The sequence below is a fragment of the Streptomyces avidinii genome (assembly GCF_014650695.1).
Lineage (GTDB): Bacteria > Actinomycetota > Actinomycetes > Streptomycetales > Streptomycetaceae > Streptomyces > Streptomyces avidinii.
The window spans coordinates 118,664-137,488 of sequence record NZ_BMVL01000014.1 but is presented as its reverse complement, the minus strand read 5'-3'; the positions used below and the strand labels follow the sequence as shown (position 1 = coordinate 137,488).

Sequence of the window (18,825 nt, the reverse complement as noted above, 5' to 3'; positions counted from 1 at the left end):
GGCCCGCCGCTGCGGGCCGTTGGTCCGATCCTGTCAGGGCGCGGCCGCGGCGGCGATTACCTGCGAGGTCACGCCGACGCGGGCTGGAAGGTGCGCCGGTAGGCGATCGGGGAGACGCCGAGTGTGGAGCGCATGTGCTGGCGCAGGGAGTTGGCGGAGCCGAAGCCGGCCCGGTGGGCGACCAGGTCGACCGGCAGGTCGCTGGACTCCAGCAGGTGGCGGGCCAGTTCGAGCCGTTGGGCGGTGAGCCACTGCACCGGGGTCATGCCGACCTCGTCGCGGAACCGGCGGGTGAAGGTGCGCAGGCTCATCCGGGCGTGCGCGGCCAGTTCGGCGAGGGTGACCGGTTCGGCGAGGCGTTCCAGGGCCCAGGCGCGGGTGGCGGTGGTGGTGGCGACGGTGGGCTCGGGCACGGGGCGGTCGATGTACTGGACCTGGCCGCCGTCGCGCCAGGGCGGGACCACGCACAGCCGCGCGGCCCGGTTGGCCACGCCCGTGCCGTGGTCCTGGCGGATCAGGTAGAGGCACAGGTCGATGCCGGCGGCCACGCCGGCCGAGGTGAGGATGTCGCCGTCGTCGACGAAGAGGACCTCCTCGTCGAGCCGGACGCGCGGGAAGCCGCGCTGGAACTCGGGCGCGTGCAGCCAGTGCGTGGTGGCGGGCCGGCCGTCGAGCAGCCCGGCGGCGGCCAGGACGTACGAGCCGGTGCACAGGGAGACCAGCCGGGTGCCGGGCCGGATCGCGGCGAGGGCGTCGGTCAGCGGCTGCGGCAGGGGGGCGCCGTGGGCGAGCTCGTCCATCGCGTGGGTGGGCGTGACGATCACGGTGTCGGCGGCGGCGAGGGCCTCGGGGCCCGCCGAGACGCCGACGGTGAAGCCCGCATCGCTGGCCACGGGCAGGCCGTCGGCGGTGCAGACGGTCACCTCGTAGAGCGGGTCCCCGGCCTCGTCGTGGGCGTTGCCGAAGACGCGGGAGGGGATGCCGAGCTCGAACGGAGGGACCCCTTCGAGGGCGAGTACGGCGATTCGGTGCATGGCCAGATCCTGACACATGGTGGCCGTACGGCCAACACTGCGAGGGCCGGCGAGCGGAGAAAGTGAGGTCATCGGCCGGGACACCGGCACCGGAGAACCCAGCAAGGAGACATGTCATGCGCGCCGTCGTCATCAGCAAGTGGGGCGGACCCGAGGTCCTCGTCGAGACCGAGGCCGAGCGTCCGGAGCCCGGTATGGGCGAGGTCCTGGTCCGGGTCCACGCCGCCGGGGTCAACCCGGTGGACTGGAAGACGCGCGAGAGCGGCGCCCTGATCCCCTGGGGCCCGGTGCCGGCGGTCGGCTGGGACGTGTCCGGCACGGTCGAGGCCGTGGGACCGGGCGTGACCCTGTACCGGGTGGGCGACGAGGTGTACGGGATGCCGCGCTTCCCGCAGCAGGCCGGCGCGTACGCCGAGTACGTGACCGCCCCCGCCCGGCACTTCGCCCCCAAGCCGGCCGCGCTGGACCACGTGCAGGCGGCGGCTCTGCCGCTGGCGGCGCTGACCGCCTGGCAGGCCCTGGTGGACACGGCCGGGGTGAGCGCCGGGCAGCGGGTGCTGGTGCATGCAGCGGCCGGCGGCGTGGGCCACCTGGCGGTGCAGATCGCCAAGGCCCGCGGCGCGTACGTGATCGGCACCGCGAGCGCGGGCAAGCACACGCTGCTGCGCGAGCTCGGCGCCGACGAGGTGATCGACTACCGCACCACGGACTTCGAGGACGCCGTCGCCGACGTGGACGTCGTGATCGACGCCATCGGCGGGGACTACACGCAGCGCTCGCTGAAGGTCCTCAAGGCCGGCGGCCACCTGGTGACCCTGCCCGGCCCCGACTCCCTCCCGGCGGACCCGCAGGGCGTGCACGCCTCCTGGGTCCTGGTGGAGCCGGACCTGGGCGGCCTGCGGGAGATCGCGGCCCTCGTCGAGCAGGGCCTGCTGAAGCCGCTGGTCGACACGGTGCTGCCGCTGGAGCAGGCCGCGAAGGCCCACGAGATCGGCGAGCAGGGCCGCACCACCGGCAAGATCGTCCTGACCGTCGCCTGAGCGGCGCGGTCCGCCGCGGGACGGCCCGGGCCCGATCCGCGGGACAGGCCCTATTCCGTGGGCCGTCCGCGCAGGTGGCGCTGGAGCCGGGCGTGGCGGAACTGGTAGACGGCGCCGACCTGGCGCAGCACGCCGCGCCGGTAGGCGTCCTCCAGGAAGGCGACGGTCGCCCAGGGGAGCCGGCCGGTCAGCGGCAGCCAGACGCGGGTCAGGAGCGCCCACTGGCCCCAGGCGGTGAACGCCAGGGCGTAGGAGAGCGCGCCGGCCACCCCGCCCACGGCGCCGAGCGCGAGTCCGTCGGCCATCGGCCAGGTCAGGGGGCCCACCACGCCCTGGAGCAGCTCGGTCATGAGCCGACCGCCGAAGGCGATCACCAGGGTGAGCATCGGCGCGAGGAAGAGGGCCTGGCGCACCACGATGCTCCGGTTGACGGCCAGCAGGTCCGTCGGGGTGGCGGCGCGGCCGAGGTCGATGGGGGTCTCCAGGGTGGCCGCGAGCCCGAGTACGAGCCCTCCCGCCAGGGCGAACGTGAGCCCGTACATCAGGCAGTTGACGGCCGTCGCCTCGATCACCGCCGGGTTGACCAGCACCCCGCCGTACGTCAGCTGCGCACCGACGGTGTAGGCGAGCCCGCATCCGAGGCCCATCACGAAGCCGCCCAGCAGTCCGGCCGGTACGAGGGTGGCGACGCGGCGGGCTGCCGGTCCGCCGGACGGCCGGCGGCGGCCCGGCAGCCGTATCCGCACGCGGGACGGCTCGAACGCCCGGATCCCGAGCACGGCCACCAGTCCGTGGACCAGTCCGAAGGCGAGGCCGACCGCGGGACCGAAGAGCAGCGCGTCCAGCAGGCCGGTGCCGAGCGCGAAGGCGGCGCCGTGGCCCGCGGCCAGGTTCTTGGCGGGGAAGACCAGCCAGTCGGCGACCGCGGTGACCAGCGAGCAGGCGAGGACGACGGCCAGGATGCGCGAGGTCAGCGGCAGTGACTCGCGCAGCTGCCACCAGGCCAGGTCCTGGCCCTCGGGCCGCTCGGGCCGATCCAGGTGCCCGGCGAGGTGGCCCAGGTAGTGCCGGGCGCGCTGCGGGTCCCAGGTACGGGGCCCGCGCGCGCGGCGGGCGCCCGGGACGGCTGTGGGGGGGCGCCCCGTAGACGCTCGGCACGAACCCGGCCAGCAGGTGCTCCTCGATGGCCCCCGGGGTGGGGAAGCGGGCGGCGTCCAGCAGGAAGGCCGGGTCCCGGGCCGGGGTGTCGCTGTAGACGGTCCGGGCGAGCAGGACCATCAGCGGGGTACGCAGGACGGCCGCGAGGCGGGCGCCGGGAGCGCCGTCCGGATCCGTGCGCAGCCGCTCCAGCACGGGATCCCAGCCGGTGGCGGCCCGGCCGTCGCGGTCGGCCGGTGCGGTGGGGCGCGCGGTGCGGGGCAGGTAGTGGACCAGGTCGTCGACGTCCAGGTCCAGCAGCTCGATGCCCGCGGTGCGGCGGAGCACCTCGACCCCGACTGCCTCGGCGAACTGCTCGGTGCGGCTGGTCAGGAGCAGCGGCAGTGCGCTGGTGTTCAGTTCGCGCAGGGCGACGCCGAGCAGGCCGGTGGCCATCTCGTCGAACCCGTCCAGCACCGGCAGGATCCATCCGGCGTCCACCAGGGCGGCGGCGAGGGTGGTGCCGCCGGGTGCGTTCGCGGCGAGGTTCGGGTGGTCGCGCAGCAGGCGGGCGATCAGCCAGTCGCGCAGGGTGGTGCCGGTCGGGTCCCACGATCCGATGCTGAAGATGACGGGTACGGGCTCGTCGGGGGTGCGGGCGCCCAGATGGTCGAGGACGAACCGCAGGACGAGGACGGTCTTGCCGGAGCCGGCCCGGCCGAGCACCACCAGCCGGCCGGACCGAACGCGCCGGTAGACGTCGGCGATGTCGCAGAGGCCGCCGTCCAGGGACGGCGGCCCGTCGGCGGATCCGGGTGCGCCGGGGGCCGTGGGGGCGCCGGGCGGAGTCCCGCTGATGTTGTCCCGGTGGTCGAGCAACTCGGCGGGCGCGGAGCGCCAGCGCACGGGCAGCGGGAAGGGGTCGTGGAGGCGGCGCTGCTCCTCCTCGCGGATGCAGCGGCCGTAGACGTCGTGGGCGAGCGCCTCGGCGACTGCGGCCAGGGCGCCCCGGGAGGTCGCCGGCGTGCCGGTGCGCACCGTCCGGGCCGGTACGGGGACGGGTGCGGGGACCGGAGCCGGAGCCTGGGCCTGGGCCTGGGCCTGGGCCTGGGTCGGAGCCTGGGCCTGGGCCTGGGCCGCGAGGGGCTCGGAAGACCCACGTACGCCTTCCTCCGCGGCCTGGCCTGCGGCGGTCCCGTTGCCCCGGTGGGCGGCCAGCAGATCCGTCCAGAGCTCGTCCCGGTCGCGCCGCAGCGCATCGGCCAGCGCGTGCGCGACCTGCTTCACCGTTCCCATCCGGGCGTCGGTGGGTTTGCCGGTCTCCAGCCGGTGGATGGTGCGGACCCCGAGCCGGGACCGCTCGGCCAACTGCTCCTGAGTCATCCCCGCCTCGTGCCGCAACCCGCGGAGCAACGCACCGAACCGGCTGCTCACTTGTCCGCCCTTCCCCCGACGACGCTCCTGCCACGTGTGTCCGATGTCCCCCCGGAACCCGGTCAAACCACGGGGCACTGCCGACCGGCCACATATGGCCGGTTGCGGGCATGGTCCGCCGACCAGCACGAACACCACGATGAGTGCCGGTCGCCGCACCCGACGCGGCGCCGCCTCGACCAGGGGAGTTGACCCGTATGTCCACCACGAAGCCGAACAGGCTCACCCGCCGCCTCAAGTCCGTCGTCGCGTCGACGGTCTTATTGCTCGCCGGCGCCGTCGTCGCACCGACCGGCGCGCACGCCGCCCCGGCGAACCACTACTACATCGAGATCGGCGGCACCGGCGCGGCCGCGGACGCGCCCGGATGCACCACGAGCTTCGACGCCGCGAACAGGAATCTGAACGGGGGCATCGCGATTCCGGTCTGCTACGTGGCCAGCGGCGGCCCCTTCGTCGGGAGCCACAACGAGCAGCCGGCCCCCTTCGCGCCGAGCTTCGGCGACAGCGTGAACCAGGGCTACTGGAACGCGAAGGCCGCCCTGGAGAACGCGTACCGCGCGGACCCGACGGCACGCTTCACGATCGCCGGCTACTCCCAGGGCGCCTGGGTGGCCGACCTGCTGCTCCAGACCATCTCCGACAACGGCACCGAGGTGCCCCGCGACCGGGTCGACGGGATGCTCTACTCCGACCCGATGCAGCCCGGAACCGGCTTCTGGCGCCTGGTCCCGCGGGGGGTCCTCATCCCGTTCGTGGCCTACTCCCCCGGCACCGGGCCCGAGGACTTCCCGGGCGTCCCCGTCCAGCGCCACTGCATCAGGACCGACGGGGTCTGTGACGCGACGTCCCTGGACTCCTTCCCCGGCTTCCTGCAGCAGCACCCGCGCTACTTCCGGGAGGGCGAGATCATCGCCACCACCCTCACGCAGCACGGCGGCAGCGGCACCGTCTGGTACCCGGCGGCCTGAGTCCGGACAGCGCGACGCCGCGGCCCGCACGGGGGGGGCCGCGGCGTCGTGTCGTGAGGGGCGCCGGTCAGACGGCGGCGGTGGCCCGCGTCGTGGTCGCGATGGTGGCCGAGCCGACCACGCGGGTGCCGTCGTAGAGCACGATCGCCTGGCCGGGGGCGACGCCCCGGACCGGCTCGCCGAAGGAGACCCGCAACTCGCCGTCGACGACCTCGGCGAAGACCTCGGTCTCGCCGCCGTGGGCGCGCAGCTGCGCGGTGTAGGTGCCCGGGGCGGCTGCCACGGCTCCGCACCAGCGGGGACGGATCGCGGTGAGGGCGGTGACGTCCAGGGCCTCGACGGGGCCGACGGTGACGGTGTTGTTCACCGGCGAGATGTCGAGGACGTAGCGCGGCTTGCCGTCGGGGGCGGGGTGGCCGATGCGCAGGCCCTTGCGCTGGCCGATGGTGAAGCCGAAGGCACCCTCGTGGGTGCCGACCTTCTCGCCGGTCGCCTCGTCGACGATGTCGCCCTCGGCCTTGCCGAGGCGGTTAGCGAGGAAGCCCTGGGTGTCGCCGTCGGCGATGAAGCAGATGTCGTGGCTGTCGGGCTTCTTCGCGACGGCGAGGCCCCGGCGCTCGGCCTCGGCGCGGATCTCGTCCTTGGTGGTGAGGGTGTCACCGAGCGGGAAGAGGGCGTGGGCGAGCTGCTTCTCGTCGAGGACGCCGAGGACGTACGACTGGTCCTTGGCCATGTCGGAGGCGCGGTGCAGCTCGCGGGAGCCGTCCTCGTTCAGTACGACGGTCGCGTAGTGGCCGGTGCAGACGGCGTCGAAGCCGAGCGCGAGGGCCTTGTCGAGCAGCGCCGCGAACTTGATCTTCTCGTTGCAGCGCAGGCAGGGGTTCGGGGTGCGCCCGGCCTCGTACTCGGAGATGAAGTCCTCGACCACGTCCTCGCGGAAGCGCTCGGCCAGGTCCCAGACGTAGAACGGGATGCCGATGACGTCGGCGGCCCGTCGGGCGTCGCGGGAGTCCTCGATGGTGCAGCAGCCGCGGGCGCCGGTCCGGAAGGACTGCGGGTTCGCGGACAGCGCCAGGTGTACGCCGGTCACGTCGTGCCCGGCCTCGACGGCGCGGGCGGCGGCGACGGCCGAATCCACTCCGCCGGACATGGCGGCCAGGACGCGGAGCGGGCGGTGTGCGCGCGGCAGGTTCTCAGTCATAGCACCGTCCAGAGTACGGGGGAACCGAGCGGGGTCACAGCGCGTTGTCGGGTACGGGGGGTGGATCACATGACCGAGCTCGGGAACAAAAGATCGAAACCGCGGAGCCGGACCCGTAGGGCGGTGCTCTTCGGCGGGCTCGGGGTCGTCGCGGCGGGGGCGGTCGCCGGCCGGGACGAGATCGGCCGGGCCTGGTGGCTGATACCGGGAGTGGCCAAGCCGCGCAAGGAGGGCGAGCTCGACCACGCGGGCGCGAGCTGGACCTCGGCCTCGCCGGCGAACTGGCGGATGGCGGACCGGCCCGACGACTACCGGGTGGACCGGATCGTCGTCCATGTCACACAGGGCAGCTTCGAGGGGTCGGTGAAGGCCTTCCAGAACCCCTTCCACAGGGCCTCGGCGCATTACATGGTGCGCGGCGACGGCCATGTGGAGCAGCTGGTGCGCGAGATGGACGTGGCCTTCCACGCGGCGAACCGCTCGATGAACGAGCGCAGCATCGGCATCGAGCACGTCGGCTTCGTGGACCGCCCGCAGGACTTCACGGACGCGATGTACGCGGCTTCGGCGCGGCTGGCGGCGGACGTCTGCCGCCGGTACGACATCCCGGTGGACCGCACCCACCTCGTCGGGCACTCCGAGGTCCCGGGCGCCGACCACACGGATCCCGGCCCCCACTGGGACTGGGACCGCTACATACGCCTGGTCCGGGAGGCCCTGGCGGCGGGCCCTAGCTGAGGCCCGCCGTGCGGGCGCGTTCCACCGCCGGGCCGATGGCCGCGGCCAGTGCCGCGACGTCCTCCTTGGTGGAGGTGTGGCCGAGGGAGAAGCGCAGGGTGCCGCGGGCCAGCTGCGGGTCGGTACCGGCGGCCAGCAGGACATGGCTGGGCTGGGCGACACCCGCGGTGCAGGCGGATCCGGTGGAGCATTCGATGCCCTGGGCGTCGAGCAGGAGCAGCAGGGAGTCGCCCTCGCAGCCGGGGAAGCTGAAGTGCGCATTGGCCGGGAGCCGCTCGTCGGGGTCTCCCCCGAGGACGGCGTCGGGCACGGCCCCGCGGACGGCGGCGATCAGTTCGTCGCGCAGGGCGCCGATCTCCGTGGCGAACTGCTCGCGCCGTTCGGCGGCGAGGACGGCGGCCACGGCGAAGGCGGCGACGGCCGGCACGTCGAGGGTGCCGGAGCGGACGTGCCGCTCCTGGCCGCCGCCGTGCAGGACGGGTACGGGGCTCTGGTCGCGGCCGAGCAGCAGCGCGCCGATGCCGTACGGGCCGCCGATCTTGTGGCCGCTGACGGTCATGGCGGCGAGTCCGCTGTCGCCGAAGCGGACGTCGAGCTGTCCGAAGGCCTGGACGGCGTCGGAGTGCAGCGGGATCCCGTACTCGCGAGCGATGGCGGCCAGTTCGCGGACCGGCATGACGGTCCCGATCTCGTTGTTGGCCCACATCACGGTGGCCAGGGCCACGTCGTCGGGGTTGCGCTCGACGGCCTCGCGGAAGGCCTCCGCGTGCACCCGCCCGTAGCGGTCCACGGGCAGGTACTCGACCTGTGCGCCCTCGTGCTCGGCGAGCCAGTGGACGGCGTCGAGCACGGCGTGGTGCTCCACGGGACTGGCGATGACCCGGGTCCGGGCGGGGTCGGCGTCGCGCCGGGCCCAGTAGAGGCCCTTGACGGCGAGGTTGTCCGCCTCGGTGCCGCCGGCGGTGAAGACCACCTCGCTGGGACGGGCACCGATCGCCTCGGCGAAGGCCTCGCGGGCCTCCTCCACGGTACGGCGGGCCCGGCGGCCGGCGGCGTGCAGGGAGGAGGCGTTCCCCGTGGCGGCGAACTGCGCGGTCATCGCCGCGGCGGCCTCCGGCAGCATCGGGGTGGTGGCGGCGTGGTCGAGGTAGGCCATGATCCCCCGATTCTACGAGTCCACCGGTGGCCCCTTGCGCCGCGGGACCCCGCGAGGGCCCGCGGGGCACCCCCGAGCGCCCCGAACACGGTCGGAACCGCCGGACCGCCTGACGCTCCGGCCGGCCGGAGCGTCAGGACGGGCGCAGCGCGCGGGCCAGTTGGCGGGACTGGGCGACCAGGTGGTCCGAGGAGTCCCAGACCTCGGCGTCCTCCTCCAGGAAGCCGCCGGCCAGGTTGCGGGTGGTGATGGAGACCCGGAGCGGGCCGGGGGCCGGGCGGCGGCGGACGTGGGTGGTGAGTTCCACCGTCGGGGTCCAGGCCACCAGGCCGAGGTCGAAGGCGGTCGGCGGCAGCGCGTCCACGGCCAGGAGCATGGAGAGCGGGTCGGCGTCGCGGCCGTCGGCCAGCTCGAACCAGGCCCGCATCTCGCCCTTGCCGGAGGGGGCTCCGACGGCCCATCCGGCGGTCGCCGGGTCCAGGCGGAGCCGGAGCCGGTCCACGATGGCGGAGCTGCCGGGGATCGGGGCCGGGCCGGCCTCGGGGCCGATGCAGTCCTCGTAGGCGGGGATGGCGGGCGGCACGGCGACGGTGCGCACGTCGTCCGGCAGGGCCGCGAGGTCGCCGTAGGAGGCGAGGACGCGGATGCGCTCGATCTCGGCGCCGCTCTCGTCGTACTGGAACAGCGAGGCCTGGCCGGTGGAGAGGGTGCGGCCGACGCGGACGACCTGGGTGCGGATCACGGCGGGGCCGGGCACGGAGGAGGTCAGGTAGTGCGCGGAGACCGTGAACGGGTCCGGGTGCGGCAGGGCCGCCGACAGGGCCCGGCCGACGAGGGCCAGCAGGTAGCCGCCGTTCACGGCGGCGATGATCGTCCAACCGGCGGAGAGTTCCGCGTCGTACACCCCGGGCTCGTCCGCGCGCGCGGTGATGGCGGTGTCGCGGTCGAACTCACTGTCGCCGATGGAGGCCTTGGCAGCTGCGTGTGACATGTAAACGACGGTACACCGGCTTGCTACTAAGCGGTAGCTTTCTTGGGTTACGGCTCTTCGGCCACCGAGGACCGCCGGTTCCAGGCCAGCGGAGCCCGCCAGTGGTAGCGCATGGCGAGCAGGCGCAGAACGAAGGTGGTGACGATCGCGAGGCCGGTGGTGATGGCGTTGAGGCTGTGCATGCTGATGAAGACGGCCACCATGGTGGCGCCGACCAGGGCGGGGACGGCGTACATCTCGCGGTCGCGCAGCAGCGACGGCACCTCGTTCACGAGCACGTCGCGCAGGACGCCGCCGCCGACCGCAGTGGCGACGCCGAGCGCGGCGGAGGCGGTGAGGCCGAGGCCGTACTCGTAGGCCTTGGTCGTGCCGGTCACGCAGAACAGCCCGAGGCCGGCCGCGTCGAAGACGTTGATGGCGCGGTTGATCCGCTGGACCTCGGGGTGCAGGAAGTAGACGATCCCGGCGGCGACCAGCGGAGTGACGAAGAAGCTGAGCTCCCCGAAGGCCGCGGGCGGCACGGCGCCGATGACGAGGTCGCGGAAGAGACCGCCGCCCAGGGCCGTGACCAGGGCGAGGACGACGATGCCGAAGACGTCGAAGTTCTTGCGGACGGCGAGCAGGGCGCCCGCGGTGGCGAAGACGAAGATGCCGGCGAGGTCCAGGGCATGCTGGATCCCGGGCGGGAAGAGATCGTGGAACACCGGGCCATTGTCGCCCCTCGGCTCCCGCCGGGGTGACGGTCGGCTCCCGCCGCGGGCTGCCGGACCGCTCCCGCCGCAGGGTGCGGGGTTCCTGCGGCGGTGTCTCCCCGGACCCCGCGCCTCAATCGCCGGCGGGGCTGGAGGTTCGCCTCGAACGCCGGCGGGGCCGGAGTGGGTGCCGGCGGGGCCGGGATGGTGCCCCGCCGGCGTTCGCGCTACTCCGTGACCGTGACCACCGCGTCCGCCGCACCCGGCAGGGGCGTGTCGCCCGGGGCCTGGTCGGGGGCGTTCTCCGGGTGGTGGCAGGCCACCTGGTGGCCCGGCTTCAGGGCCAGCAGCGGCGGCTCCTGCGTCGCGCAGATCTGCGTGGCCTTCCAGCACCGGGTGTGGAAGCGGCAGCCGCTCGGCGGCGAGATCGGCGACGGCACGTCGCCCTTGAGCAGGATGCGGCCGCTCTTGGCACCGCGCCGCCTCGGGTCGGGCACCGGCACGGCCGACATCAGGGCCGTGGTGTACGGGTGCATGGGCTCCCCGTACAGCGACTTGTTGTCGGCCAGCTCGACGATCTTGCCGAGGTACATCACCGCGATGCGGTCCGAGACGTGCCGGATGACCGACAGGTCGTGCGCGATGATCACGTAGGTGAGGCCGAGCTCCTCCTGGAGGTCGTCCATCAGGTTGACCACCTGGGCCTGGATCGACACGTCCAGCGCCGAGACGGGCTCGTCCGCGACCACCAGCTTCGGCTTGAGCGCCAGGGCCCGCGCGATGCCGATGCGCTGGCGCTGGCCGCCCGAGAACTCGTGCGGGTAGCGGTTGTAGTGCTCGGGGTTGAGGCCCACGAGCGACAGCAGCCGCTGGACCTCCGCCTTGAGCCCGCCCTCCGGGGTGACGTCCTGGAGCTTGAAGGGTGCGCTGACGATGGTGCCCACGGTGTGGCGGGGGTTCAGCGAGCCGTACGGGTCCTGGAAGATCATCTGCACATCGCGGCGCAGCGGGCGCATGCCCGCCACCCCCAGGCGCGTGATGTCCTTGCCCTCGAACTCGATGGTGCCGCCGGTCGGCTCCAGCAGCCGCGTGATCAGCCGGCCCATGGTCGACTTCCCGCAGCCGGACTCGCCGACGATGCCGAGGGTCTCACCGCGCCGGACGTCGAAGTCGATGCCGTCGACGGCCTTGACCGCGCCCACCTGACGCCGCAGCAGCCCCTTGGTGATGGGGAAGTGCTTGGTCAGGCCGGTGACCTTGAGCAGCGGCTCGGGAGAGTCCGTGGCCTGCGCCGGAATGCCGGCGGCCGTATCCGTCTTCTTGATGTCGGTCACAGCTTCGGCGCAATCTCTTCGGTCCAGATCCGGGTCCGCTCCTCCTGCGACATGTGGCAGGCGGACCAGTGTCGGCTGCCGTCCTGCCCCGCGTCGTCCGGCGCCGTGAGCTCGGGCCGTACCGTGCGGGTCACGTTGCCCTTGGGTACGTCGGCGTACGGGCAGCGCGGGTTGAAGGCACAGCCGCTGGGGATGTTGATGAGGCTGGGCGGCGAGCCCTTGACCGGGATCAGTCGCTCGGTCTGCTCGCGGTCGATGCGCGGCATCGAGCCGAGCAGCCCCCAGGTGTAGGGGTGCCGGGGCTCGTAGAAGACCTTCTCCGCGGTGCCCCGCTCCACACACCGGCCGCCGTACATCACGAGGAGTTCGTCGGCCATCTCGGCGACCACGCCGAGGTCGTGCGTGATCATGATGACCGCGGAGCCGAACTCCTTCTGCAGGTCCCGGATCAGGTCGAGGATCTGGGCCTGGACGGTGACGTCCAGGGCCGTGGTCGGCTCGTCCGCGATGAGCAGTTCGGGGTTGTTGACCAGCGCCATCGCGATCATCGCGCGCTGGCGCATGCCGCCGGAGAACTCGTGCGGGTAGCTGTCGACCCGCTTGTGCGGCTCGGGGATGCCCACGCGGTCGAGGAGCTCGACGGCCCGCTTGCGGGCGGTCTTCTTGTCGACCTTGTTGTGGACCCGGTACGCCTCGGCGATCTGCTTGCCGACGGTGAAGTACGGGTGCATCGCGGACAGCGGGTCCTGGAAGATCATCGCGATCTCCCGGCCGCGCAGCCTGCGCACCTCGTCCTCGTCCGCGGAGAGCAGCTCCTTGCCGTCCAGCCAGATCTCGCCGGAGAGCCGGGCCCGCTGGCGGCCGTACTGGCCCACGCGGTGCAGGCCCATGATGCCGAGCGAGGTGACCGACTTGCCGGATCCGGACTCGCCCACGATGCCGAGGGTCTTGCCCTTCTCCAGCGTGAAGGAGAGTCCGTCGACCGACTTGACCAGACCGTCCTCGGTCGGGAAGTGCACCTTGAGGTCGCGGACCTCGAGGAAGGCCGTGGAGGGCGCGGAGGAGGTGCCGGTGAAGGGCTGGTTGAGCGCTCCGGTCTTGGTCGATTCGGTCATGACAGCCTCACTCGGGGGTCGATCACCGCGTACATGAGGTCAACGATGAGGTTCGCCGCGACGACGAAGAAGGCGGAGATCAGGGTGATGCCCAGGATGACCGGGAGGTCGTGCTCGCTGATGGCGCGTACGGCGCTGTAGCCGAGGCCGTGCAGCGAGAAGGTGTACTCGGTCAGGACCGCGCCGCCCATCAGGGCTCCGAGGTCCAGACCCAGGACGGTCAGGATCGGCGTCATCGTCGAGCGCATGGCGTGCTTGCCGATGACCACGGGTTCCGTCAGGCCCTTGGCGCGGGCGGTGCGGATGTAGTCCTCGTTGAGGACTTCGAGCATCGTCGCCCGGGTGAGCCGCGCGTACATCGCCGCGTAGAGGAAGGCGAGCGAGACCCACGGCAGGATCATGCCGTTGAACCATCTGCCCGGGTCCTCCGCGAAGGTCGCGTCGGGCCGGCCGAACCAGCCGAGCTGGTCGGAGAAGACGGCGATGACGAGCATGCCCGTGAAGTAGATGGGGAGGGAGACGCCGGCGAGGGCGATGCCCATGGCCGAGCGGTCCAGTACGGTGCCGCGCTTGAGGGCGGAGATGACGCCGGTGGCGACACCGCCGATCACCCAGAGGACGACGGCTCCGAGGGCGAGGGACAGGGTGACCGGGAGCCAGTCCAGCAGCAGCGGCCAGACCTCCTGCTCGGTCTTGAAGGAGTAGCCGAAGCAGGGCGCGGCGCATTGCGTGACATCGGGGCCGTTGGCGTACGTGCGACCCGCCACCAGCCCGACGACGAACTTGCCGAACTGGACGAGGATCGGGTCGTCGAGACCCATCTTCTGCCGGATGCCCTCGATGGCGATGGGGTCGGACTGCTTACCGACGAAGTAGAGCGCCGGATCCGTCCCGATCATCTTCGGGAAGAGGAAGAAGATTCCGAAGGTCACCAACGAGATGACCAGCAGCATGACGATGACGGAGAAGATCCGTCGGATGAAATATGCAAGCACTGCGCTCGGCCTGGCTGCGGCCCGGGGGCGCCCCCTTCCGGAGAGCGCCCCCAAGCCGTAACCGCGGCCATCACCTGCCCTTCGTGCCTAGCGGGTGTGGCACTGGAACACTGAACTGGACGGACGGACGGTTACTTCACGACACCGAGCGAGGCGTAGTCGTAGCGGCCGTTGTAGGCGTCGGTGGTGTAGGCGTTCGTCAGCCGGGTGCTGCGCCAGGTGATCGTCTTGTCGAAGACGAAGGGCAGGTAGACCGCGGCCTCGGAGACCTTCTGGTTCATCTGCTTGTAGATCTCGCCGGCCTTGGTCGGGTCGGTCTCCGCGATGGCGTCGTCGAACAGCTTGTTGATCGCCGGGTCGTTGAGCTCGGAGTAGTTGTTGTTGCCGCTCTGCAGGATGAAGCGACCGTCGACCAGCGGCTGGGAGAAGCCCTGACCGGTCGGGAAGTCGGCGCCCCAGCCCATGATGATGATGCCGTAGTTCTTCTCCTTGACGACCTTCGGCGAACCGATGATCCCGGAGTGCTGGGCGCCGTCGAACTGGTCGACGTCGGCCTCGATGCCGACCTGCTTGAGGGCGTTCTGCAGCGAGACGGCGGTCGCGACCTCGACCGGCTTGTTGTTGCGGACCGCGATGGTCGTCTTGAAGCCGGTCTCCTTGCCGCAGGCCTTCAGCGCGGCCTTGGCCTTCTCCAGGTTCGGCTTGCCGTCGTTCTGCAGGACCTCGAACGGGTCGTACTTGGCGTCGGAGCCCTTGATGCCCAGCGGGAGCATGTTGGGGGCGATGTCGCCACCGGCCTGCGGGCCGCCGCGGGCGGTCTGCAGGGACTTCTTGTCGGCCGCGTAGATGACGGCCTTGCGGCACTCGATGTTGTCGAACGGGGCGACGGTCTGCGGCATCACCGCGTACCGGATGAAGCCCGTCTGACCGTTGTCGAGGTTGCCCTTGTGCTCCTTCAGCGCGGTGGCGCGGGCCGCCTGGCCGATGCCGGTCGCGTTGATGTCGACGTCGAACTCGCCGTTGATCAGGCGCTTGTCCATGTCGTCCGCGTTCGCCATGAACGTGACCGAGATGGTGTCCGGGAGCGCCTTGCGGATGGTGTCCGACTCGGCCTTGAAGTTCTCGTTGCGCGAGAGCTTCATGCCCTTGTTGGGCTCGTACGAGTCGATCTTGTACGGGCCGTTGGAGAAGGGCTTCAGGCCGTACTTGGCCGCGGTGTCCTTGTCCGGCTTGACCGGGCTCGCCGCCGGCATGGCCAGCATCTGCTCGAAGTCACCGTTGGGGATGGGGAGCTTGAAGATGATGGTCTTCGCGTCCGGGGTCTCGATCGCCTTCAGGCCGAGCTTGTCAGGAGCGGTGTCCTTGTACGGGCCGGGGTACTCGGCCTTCGGGTCCAGGACCTGCTGGATGTAGACCGGGCCGCCGGAGATGACGTCCTGCGCCCAGGTGCGCTCGATGCCGTACTTGATCTCCTGGGCGGTGACGGGCGAGCCGTCCTCCCAGGTCACGTTGTCCTTGAGGGTGTACTTGTAGGTCTTGCCGCCGTCGCTGATCTCGGCCTTGGCGGTGGCGAGGTCCGGGACGAGCTCGGTGCTCTGCTGACCGGGGGCGGGCTTGAAGCTGACCAGCTGGCGCGTGTAGTAGCGGGAGAAGTCCCACATGAAGCCGTAGTAGCCGCGCTGCGGGTCCCACGAGTCGGCGTCCTGGGTACCGACGAACTTGAGTTCGCCGCCCTTCTTGTCCGAGGCGTTGGAGACCTTGTCGATGCCGGCGTTGAAGGCGCCGCCGCCGGCAGCCGCCTTCTCGTCCTTCTTGCCGTCTCCGCCACAGGCGGTCGCGGTCAGCATGACCGCGAGCACGACGGCCGTGCCGGCAGCAAGTCTGCGCTTCGACGTGCGATGGGTAGTCACGATGCTCGCAACCCTCCGTTGTAGTTCCGGTGTACGTACGGCACGAGGCCGGTTCCTGGTTGGCCCTGCGTCGGCTAGCGGGAGCCCTTCGGGTCGAGGGCGTCACGGACGCCGTCGCCGAAGAGGTTGAAGGCCAGCACGGTGATGAAGATCGCCACGCCGGGGAAGATCATGAAGAGCGGATCGTCCTCGTAGGTACGCACGGCCGTGGAGAGGGTTTCTCCCCAGGACGGCGTGGGCGGCTTGACGCCGACTCCGAGGAAGCTGAGGGCCGCCTCGGTCAGCACGTTGGTGGGGATCATCAGCGTCGCGTAGACGGTGATGGGTGCCACCAGGTTCGGGAGCAGTTCGCGGAAGAGGATGTAGAAGCGGCCGGCGCCGAGGCTGCGGGCGGCCTCGACGTACTCGCGCTCACGCAGCGACAGGGTCTGGCCGCGGACGATCCGGCCGATGTAGGGCCAGCCGAAGAACCCGATGACCAGCACCAGCACGGCGATGCGCAGGCCCGATCCCTCGAAGCCCCACAGCTTGTTGGGGATGACGGAGATCAGCGCGATGATGAAGAGCAGCTGCGGGAAGGCCAGCAGCAGGTCCATGACCCGGCTGATGGCCGCATCGACCCAGCCGCCGAAGTAGCCGGCGACGATGCCGAAGAAGGTTCCCAGCGAAACCGCCACGAAGGCGGACAGGAAGGCCACGAGCAGCGAGATCCGCGCGCCGTAGACGATCCGGCTGAAGACGTCGCGGCCGTTGACCGGCTCGATGCCGAGCAGGAAGTCGCCGCTCATGCCGCCCCAGTCGCCGACCGGCAGGCCGAGCAGCGGGTCGAGGAGGTCCTCGTGCAGCTCCTCCGGCGGGTGCCCGAAGGCCTTGACGATCAGCGGCGCGAAGATCGCGACGAGGATCAGCAGCAGCACGATGACGCCGCCGGCCAGCGCGACCTTGTCGCGCTTCAGTCGCAGCCAGGCGATCTGCCACGGGGAGCGGCCCTCGATCGCCTTCTGCGGAACCTCGGGGGTGGCCACGGCCGCGGGCTCGGCCGCGCTGGTGTCGTGCAGTGGTGCCGTCATCGTGGTGGGGACCCCTCTCGGCCGACGGTGGCCGGCCCATGCCCGCCGCTGTGGCGGCTTGGTTCAATCGGCGTCGCTGGTGGTGCGATTGGCGAGAAATGTGCCTGAAGTGCACGTGAAGAGCTGGCGCTTGCGAGATGGACCGGCCTTCGGTGGGGTGGAGTCTTCAACGCCCTCTCGAGCGCCCGCCAGACCTGCCGGGGATGTGATGCGCAACCGTGATCTACGCCTACACCTTCCGTTATCCGAACCCCGGGATCTGTTGAGCGGTGAAACACCGCCCGTTCGGCACGGAACGGACATTCGGCCCAACTGCCTCTTCAGGCATGGATCTTGTGCGGATTCACCGGATATGCCGAAGGCCGCACCAGTGGGACCGGTGCGGCCTTCGAGACAGATGTCTCAATATGCGGATATCGCGCAATGCCGGGTCAGTACGCCGGCGCCTGGCCCTCGCGGTCGTAGAAGGGTCGGGTCTGCGCGCGCAGCCACATGGCCACGGGGTCGTGCTCGTCCGCGAGCGCGACCGTGCACACCGGGACCCCCTCGGGGACCACCCCGACGGACTGGCGCATCATCTCCCGTACGGATTCCAGCGCGGGCGCGGAGGCGTCGTACAGGTCGAGCCCGACCGCGAGGTACGGGGAGCCCAGCGCGGGCTGCACCCAGGCGCGGCGCAGCGACCGGACGGCCGGGGTGCGGTGCGCGTGCTGGGTCAGCAGCCCGTAGAACTGCGGCAGCTCGATCGCGGGCTCGGAGAGGCGCAGCGGGCCGGCCGGCATCCGGTCCAGGCCGGTGGCGATCCGGCGCAGGTCGGCCCAGGGCACGCCGAGGCCGCCCCCCTGGGCGTGCGGGTTGAGCCACAGGCCCCAGCGGTCCGGGTACAGCGCGCGGGCGATGTCCCGCCCGGTGACCACCTCGTAGCCCCGGTTCCAGCCGCTGGCGGCCAATTCCTGGGGGGAGGTGACGCAGGGCGCGTAGCCGAGGCTCTCGACCTCCATGCCGCCGTACTGGGCGTCCGGGGAGCCCGGCTGCCCCTGCCAGAGCAGCATCCACAGCCGGCCCTCCGAGAGGGCATGCAGGAGTGACTCGTAACTCTCGTAGCGCCCGGGAGTCACCTGGCGCATCATGTGCTCGACCTGCCCGGCCGCGGCCGTGCCTGACGCACTCACCCGGAACCCCTCTTCGTCCGCCCGTCGCTCCACGCGTGCCCTCCGAACCGGCATCACGCGTGCGGCCAGGAGATGTAACCAGCTTAAGCGGCCCTATGGGAGGTAGAAGGGGCGTACGCGCTCACGAATCCAGTCCGTGACCGGGTCCTGGACGGCGTCCAGCAGAATCAACTGCACGGGCCACGGCGGCGGGACGCGCGTCAGGGCCCGCCCGAGGGCCTCCATCGGCGCCTCCTGCATCTCCGGTTCCCATCCCACCAGGCGGACACCGATGAACAGCTGGGGCGCCCCGCCCTCGACGCTGGCGAGGCAGCGGTGCGCGGCGGCGACCACCCCGGTGGCGCGGAACTCCTCGGTGGCGGCGGCCAGGAAGTCCACCGGATCGTCCTGCCAGTCGGGCTCGTAGAGCCGGACGCGGCCGCCGGTGGCGGGGCCGTCGAGCGGGGTCCGCCCGGTGCGGCAGAGCTCGGCGACGGCGGGCGGCGGGAGCGGTACGCCGACGGCGCCCTCGGGGTTGAGGGCGATGCCGAGCTGCGGGGGCAGGCCGCGGGCGAACTCGACGGCCGGCGCCACCGCGAAGTCCATGCCGGGGCCGACGCAGGCCAGGAACTGGGCCTCGGAGCTGTAGACGGGCACGTACGCCGCCCCGCCGATGTCCATGGTGGGCAGGTCGAGACCGCCCGTCGGCTGCGTGACGCCGCCCGGCAGGGGCACCCACACCTGGCTGCGCCCGAGGACCTCGAGGATCCGCCCGCCGGCGTCCGGCTGCCCGAGCGCCGCCCCGAGCACCTGCTCCAGCTCATTCCCCGGCCAGCCGCTGCCCTGCATGTCCCGT

The 18,825-nt window shown here is 71.8% G+C and carries 17 protein-coding genes and 1 pseudogene; 4 read left to right on the top strand and 14 right to left on the bottom strand.

Annotation, left to right across the window (positions count from 1 at the left end; translation table 11 throughout):
• Window positions 1-68: 68 nt before the first annotated feature.
• A complete protein-coding gene (locus IE257_RS29920) occupies window positions 69-1,034 on the bottom strand; it encodes a GlxA family transcriptional regulator (protein ID WP_189972996.1) in 966 nt (321 codons plus the stop codon).
• A gap of 116 nt (window positions 1,035-1,150) precedes the next feature.
• Here IE257_RS29920 and IE257_RS29915 point away from each other — a divergent pair, with 116 nt between their 5' ends.
• Window positions 1,151-2,074, top strand: a complete 924-nt coding sequence (locus IE257_RS29915; protein WP_189972995.1) for an NADP-dependent oxidoreductase — start codon at window positions 1,151-1,153, stop codon at window positions 2,072-2,074.
• A gap of 50 nt (window positions 2,075-2,124) precedes the next feature.
• Here IE257_RS29915 and IE257_RS38640 read toward each other — a convergent pair whose 3' ends face one another.
• Window positions 2,125-2,853: a hypothetical protein gene (locus IE257_RS38640; RefSeq protein WP_229920734.1), complete on the bottom strand. Its 729-nt coding sequence runs from the start codon at window positions 2,851-2,853 to the stop codon at window positions 2,125-2,127.
• A 12-nt stretch (window positions 2,854-2,865) separates the two neighbouring features.
• On the opposite strand from IE257_RS38640, the gene IE257_RS38635 reads away from it, so the two are divergent.
• Window positions 2,866-3,057 carry a hypothetical protein gene (locus IE257_RS38635; RefSeq protein ID WP_229920733.1) on the top strand — a complete coding sequence of 64 codons (192 nt, stop codon included), beginning with the start codon at window positions 2,866-2,868 and terminating at the stop codon, window positions 3,055-3,057.
• 496 nt (window positions 3,058-3,553) lie between these two features.
• On the opposite strand, the pseudogene IE257_RS38630 reads toward IE257_RS38635, so the two are convergent.
• Window positions 3,554-4,594 (bottom strand): annotated as a pseudogene (locus IE257_RS38630) (helix-turn-helix transcriptional regulator); the annotation flags it as partial.
• Window positions 4,595-4,842: 248 nt separating this feature from the next.
• Here IE257_RS38630 and IE257_RS29905 point away from each other — a divergent pair.
• Window positions 4,843-5,616, top strand: coding sequence for a PE-PPE domain-containing protein (locus IE257_RS29905; protein WP_189972994.1), 774 nt, complete (start codon window positions 4,843-4,845; stop codon window positions 5,614-5,616).
• Window positions 5,617-5,683: 67 nt separating this feature from the next.
• On the opposite strand, the gene mnmA is transcribed toward IE257_RS29905, so the two are convergent.
• Window positions 5,684-6,817 carry a tRNA 2-thiouridine(34) synthase MnmA gene (gene mnmA, locus IE257_RS29900; protein ID WP_189972993.1) on the bottom strand — a complete coding sequence of 378 codons (1,134 nt, stop codon included), beginning with the start codon at window positions 6,815-6,817 and terminating at the stop codon, window positions 5,684-5,686.
• A gap of 69 nt (window positions 6,818-6,886) precedes the next feature.
• On the opposite strand from mnmA, the gene IE257_RS29895 reads away from it, so the two are divergent.
• Entirely contained in the window at window positions 6,887-7,555 is a 669-nt protein-coding gene (locus tag IE257_RS29895; RefSeq protein WP_189972992.1) for an N-acetylmuramoyl-L-alanine amidase, read from the top strand.
• On the opposite strand, the gene IE257_RS29890 is transcribed toward IE257_RS29895, so the two are convergent.
• The 10 genes from IE257_RS29890 to IE257_RS29845 all read right to left on the bottom strand — a co-directional run bounded on the left by IE257_RS29890 (window position 7,548) and on the right by IE257_RS29845 (window position 18,818).
• The gene (locus IE257_RS29890; protein WP_189972991.1) at window positions 7,548-8,711 is read right to left on the bottom strand and encodes a cysteine desulfurase family protein; all 1,164 of its coding nucleotides are present in this window, start codon (window positions 8,709-8,711) and stop codon (window positions 7,548-7,550) included. The genes IE257_RS29895 and IE257_RS29890 overlap by 8 nt on opposite strands.
• A gap of 133 nt (window positions 8,712-8,844) precedes the next feature.
• The gene (locus IE257_RS29885; protein ID WP_053173244.1) at window positions 8,845-9,702 is read right to left on the bottom strand and encodes a thioesterase family protein; all 858 of its coding nucleotides are present in this window, start codon (window positions 9,700-9,702) and stop codon (window positions 8,845-8,847) included.
• A 47-nt stretch (window positions 9,703-9,749) separates the two neighbouring features.
• Window positions 9,750-10,406 (bottom strand): trimeric intracellular cation channel family protein, encoded by a 657-nt coding sequence (locus IE257_RS29880; RefSeq protein WP_189972990.1) that lies wholly within the window; start codon window positions 10,404-10,406, stop codon window positions 9,750-9,752.
• A gap of 215 nt (window positions 10,407-10,621) precedes the next feature.
• Window positions 10,622-11,728: an ABC transporter ATP-binding protein gene (locus tag IE257_RS29875; protein WP_189972989.1), complete on the bottom strand. Its 1,107-nt coding sequence runs from the start codon at window positions 11,726-11,728 to the stop codon at window positions 10,622-10,624.
• On the bottom strand, window positions 11,725-12,843 hold the full coding sequence (locus IE257_RS29870; protein ID WP_189972988.1) for an ABC transporter ATP-binding protein: 1,119 nt from the start codon (window positions 12,841-12,843) through the stop codon (window positions 11,725-11,727). Before IE257_RS29870 ends, IE257_RS29875 begins: the two co-directional genes overlap by 4 nt.
• Window positions 12,840-13,838, bottom strand: coding sequence for an ABC transporter permease (locus tag IE257_RS29865; protein WP_030386843.1), 999 nt, complete (start codon window positions 13,836-13,838; stop codon window positions 12,840-12,842). Before IE257_RS29865 ends, IE257_RS29870 begins: the two co-directional genes overlap by 4 nt.
• A 131-nt stretch (window positions 13,839-13,969) precedes the next feature.
• Window positions 13,970-15,748: an ABC transporter substrate-binding protein gene (locus IE257_RS29860; protein ID WP_189972987.1), complete on the bottom strand. Its 1,779-nt coding sequence runs from the start codon at window positions 15,746-15,748 to the stop codon at window positions 13,970-13,972.
• 74 nt (window positions 15,749-15,822) lie between these two features.
• A complete protein-coding gene (locus tag IE257_RS29855) occupies window positions 15,823-16,818 on the bottom strand; it encodes an ABC transporter permease (protein WP_189972986.1) in 996 nt (331 codons plus the stop codon).
• Window positions 16,819-17,249: 431 nt separating this feature from the next.
• Window positions 17,250-17,990 (bottom strand): enhanced serine sensitivity protein SseB C-terminal domain-containing protein, encoded by a 741-nt coding sequence (locus IE257_RS29850; protein ID WP_030386846.1) that lies wholly within the window; start codon window positions 17,988-17,990, stop codon window positions 17,250-17,252.
• A 93-nt stretch (window positions 17,991-18,083) separates the two neighbouring features.
• Window positions 18,084-18,818, bottom strand: a complete 735-nt coding sequence (locus IE257_RS29845; RefSeq protein ID WP_189972985.1) for an enhanced serine sensitivity protein SseB — start codon at window positions 18,816-18,818, stop codon at window positions 18,084-18,086.
• Between the last annotated feature and the right edge of the window lie 7 nt (window positions 18,819-18,825).

Coding starts and splice junctions, on each gene's coding strand:
- IE257_RS29920 (WP_189972996.1), bottom strand. CDS start 1,034: ATGCACCGAATCGCCGTACTCGCCCTCGAAGGGGTCCCTCCGTTCGAG.
- IE257_RS29915 (WP_189972995.1), top strand. CDS start 1,151: ATGCGCGCCGTCGTCATCAGCAAGTGGGGCGGACCCGAGGTCCTCGTC.
- IE257_RS29905 (WP_189972994.1), top strand. CDS start 4,843: ATGTCCACCACGAAGCCGAACAGGCTCACCCGCCGCCTCAAGTCCGTC.
- mnmA (WP_189972993.1), bottom strand. CDS start 6,817: ATGACTGAGAACCTGCCGCGCGCACACCGCCCGCTCCGCGTCCTGGCC.
- IE257_RS29895 (WP_189972992.1), top strand. CDS start 6,887: ATGACCGAGCTCGGGAACAAAAGATCGAAACCGCGGAGCCGGACCCGT.
- IE257_RS29890 (WP_189972991.1), bottom strand. CDS start 8,711: ATGGCCTACCTCGACCACGCCGCCACCACCCCGATGCTGCCGGAGGCC.
- IE257_RS29885 (WP_053173244.1), bottom strand. CDS start 9,702: ATGTCACACGCAGCTGCCAAGGCCTCCATCGGCGACAGTGAGTTCGAC.
- IE257_RS29870 (WP_189972988.1), bottom strand. CDS start 12,843: ATGACCGAATCGACCAAGACCGGAGCGCTCAACCAGCCCTTCACCGGC.
- IE257_RS29855 (WP_189972986.1), bottom strand. CDS start 16,818: ATGACGGCACCACTGCACGACACCAGCGCGGCCGAGCCCGCGGCCGTG.
- IE257_RS29845 (WP_189972985.1), bottom strand. CDS start 18,818: ATGCAGGGCAGCGGCTGGCCGGGGAATGAGCTGGAGCAGGTGCTCGGG.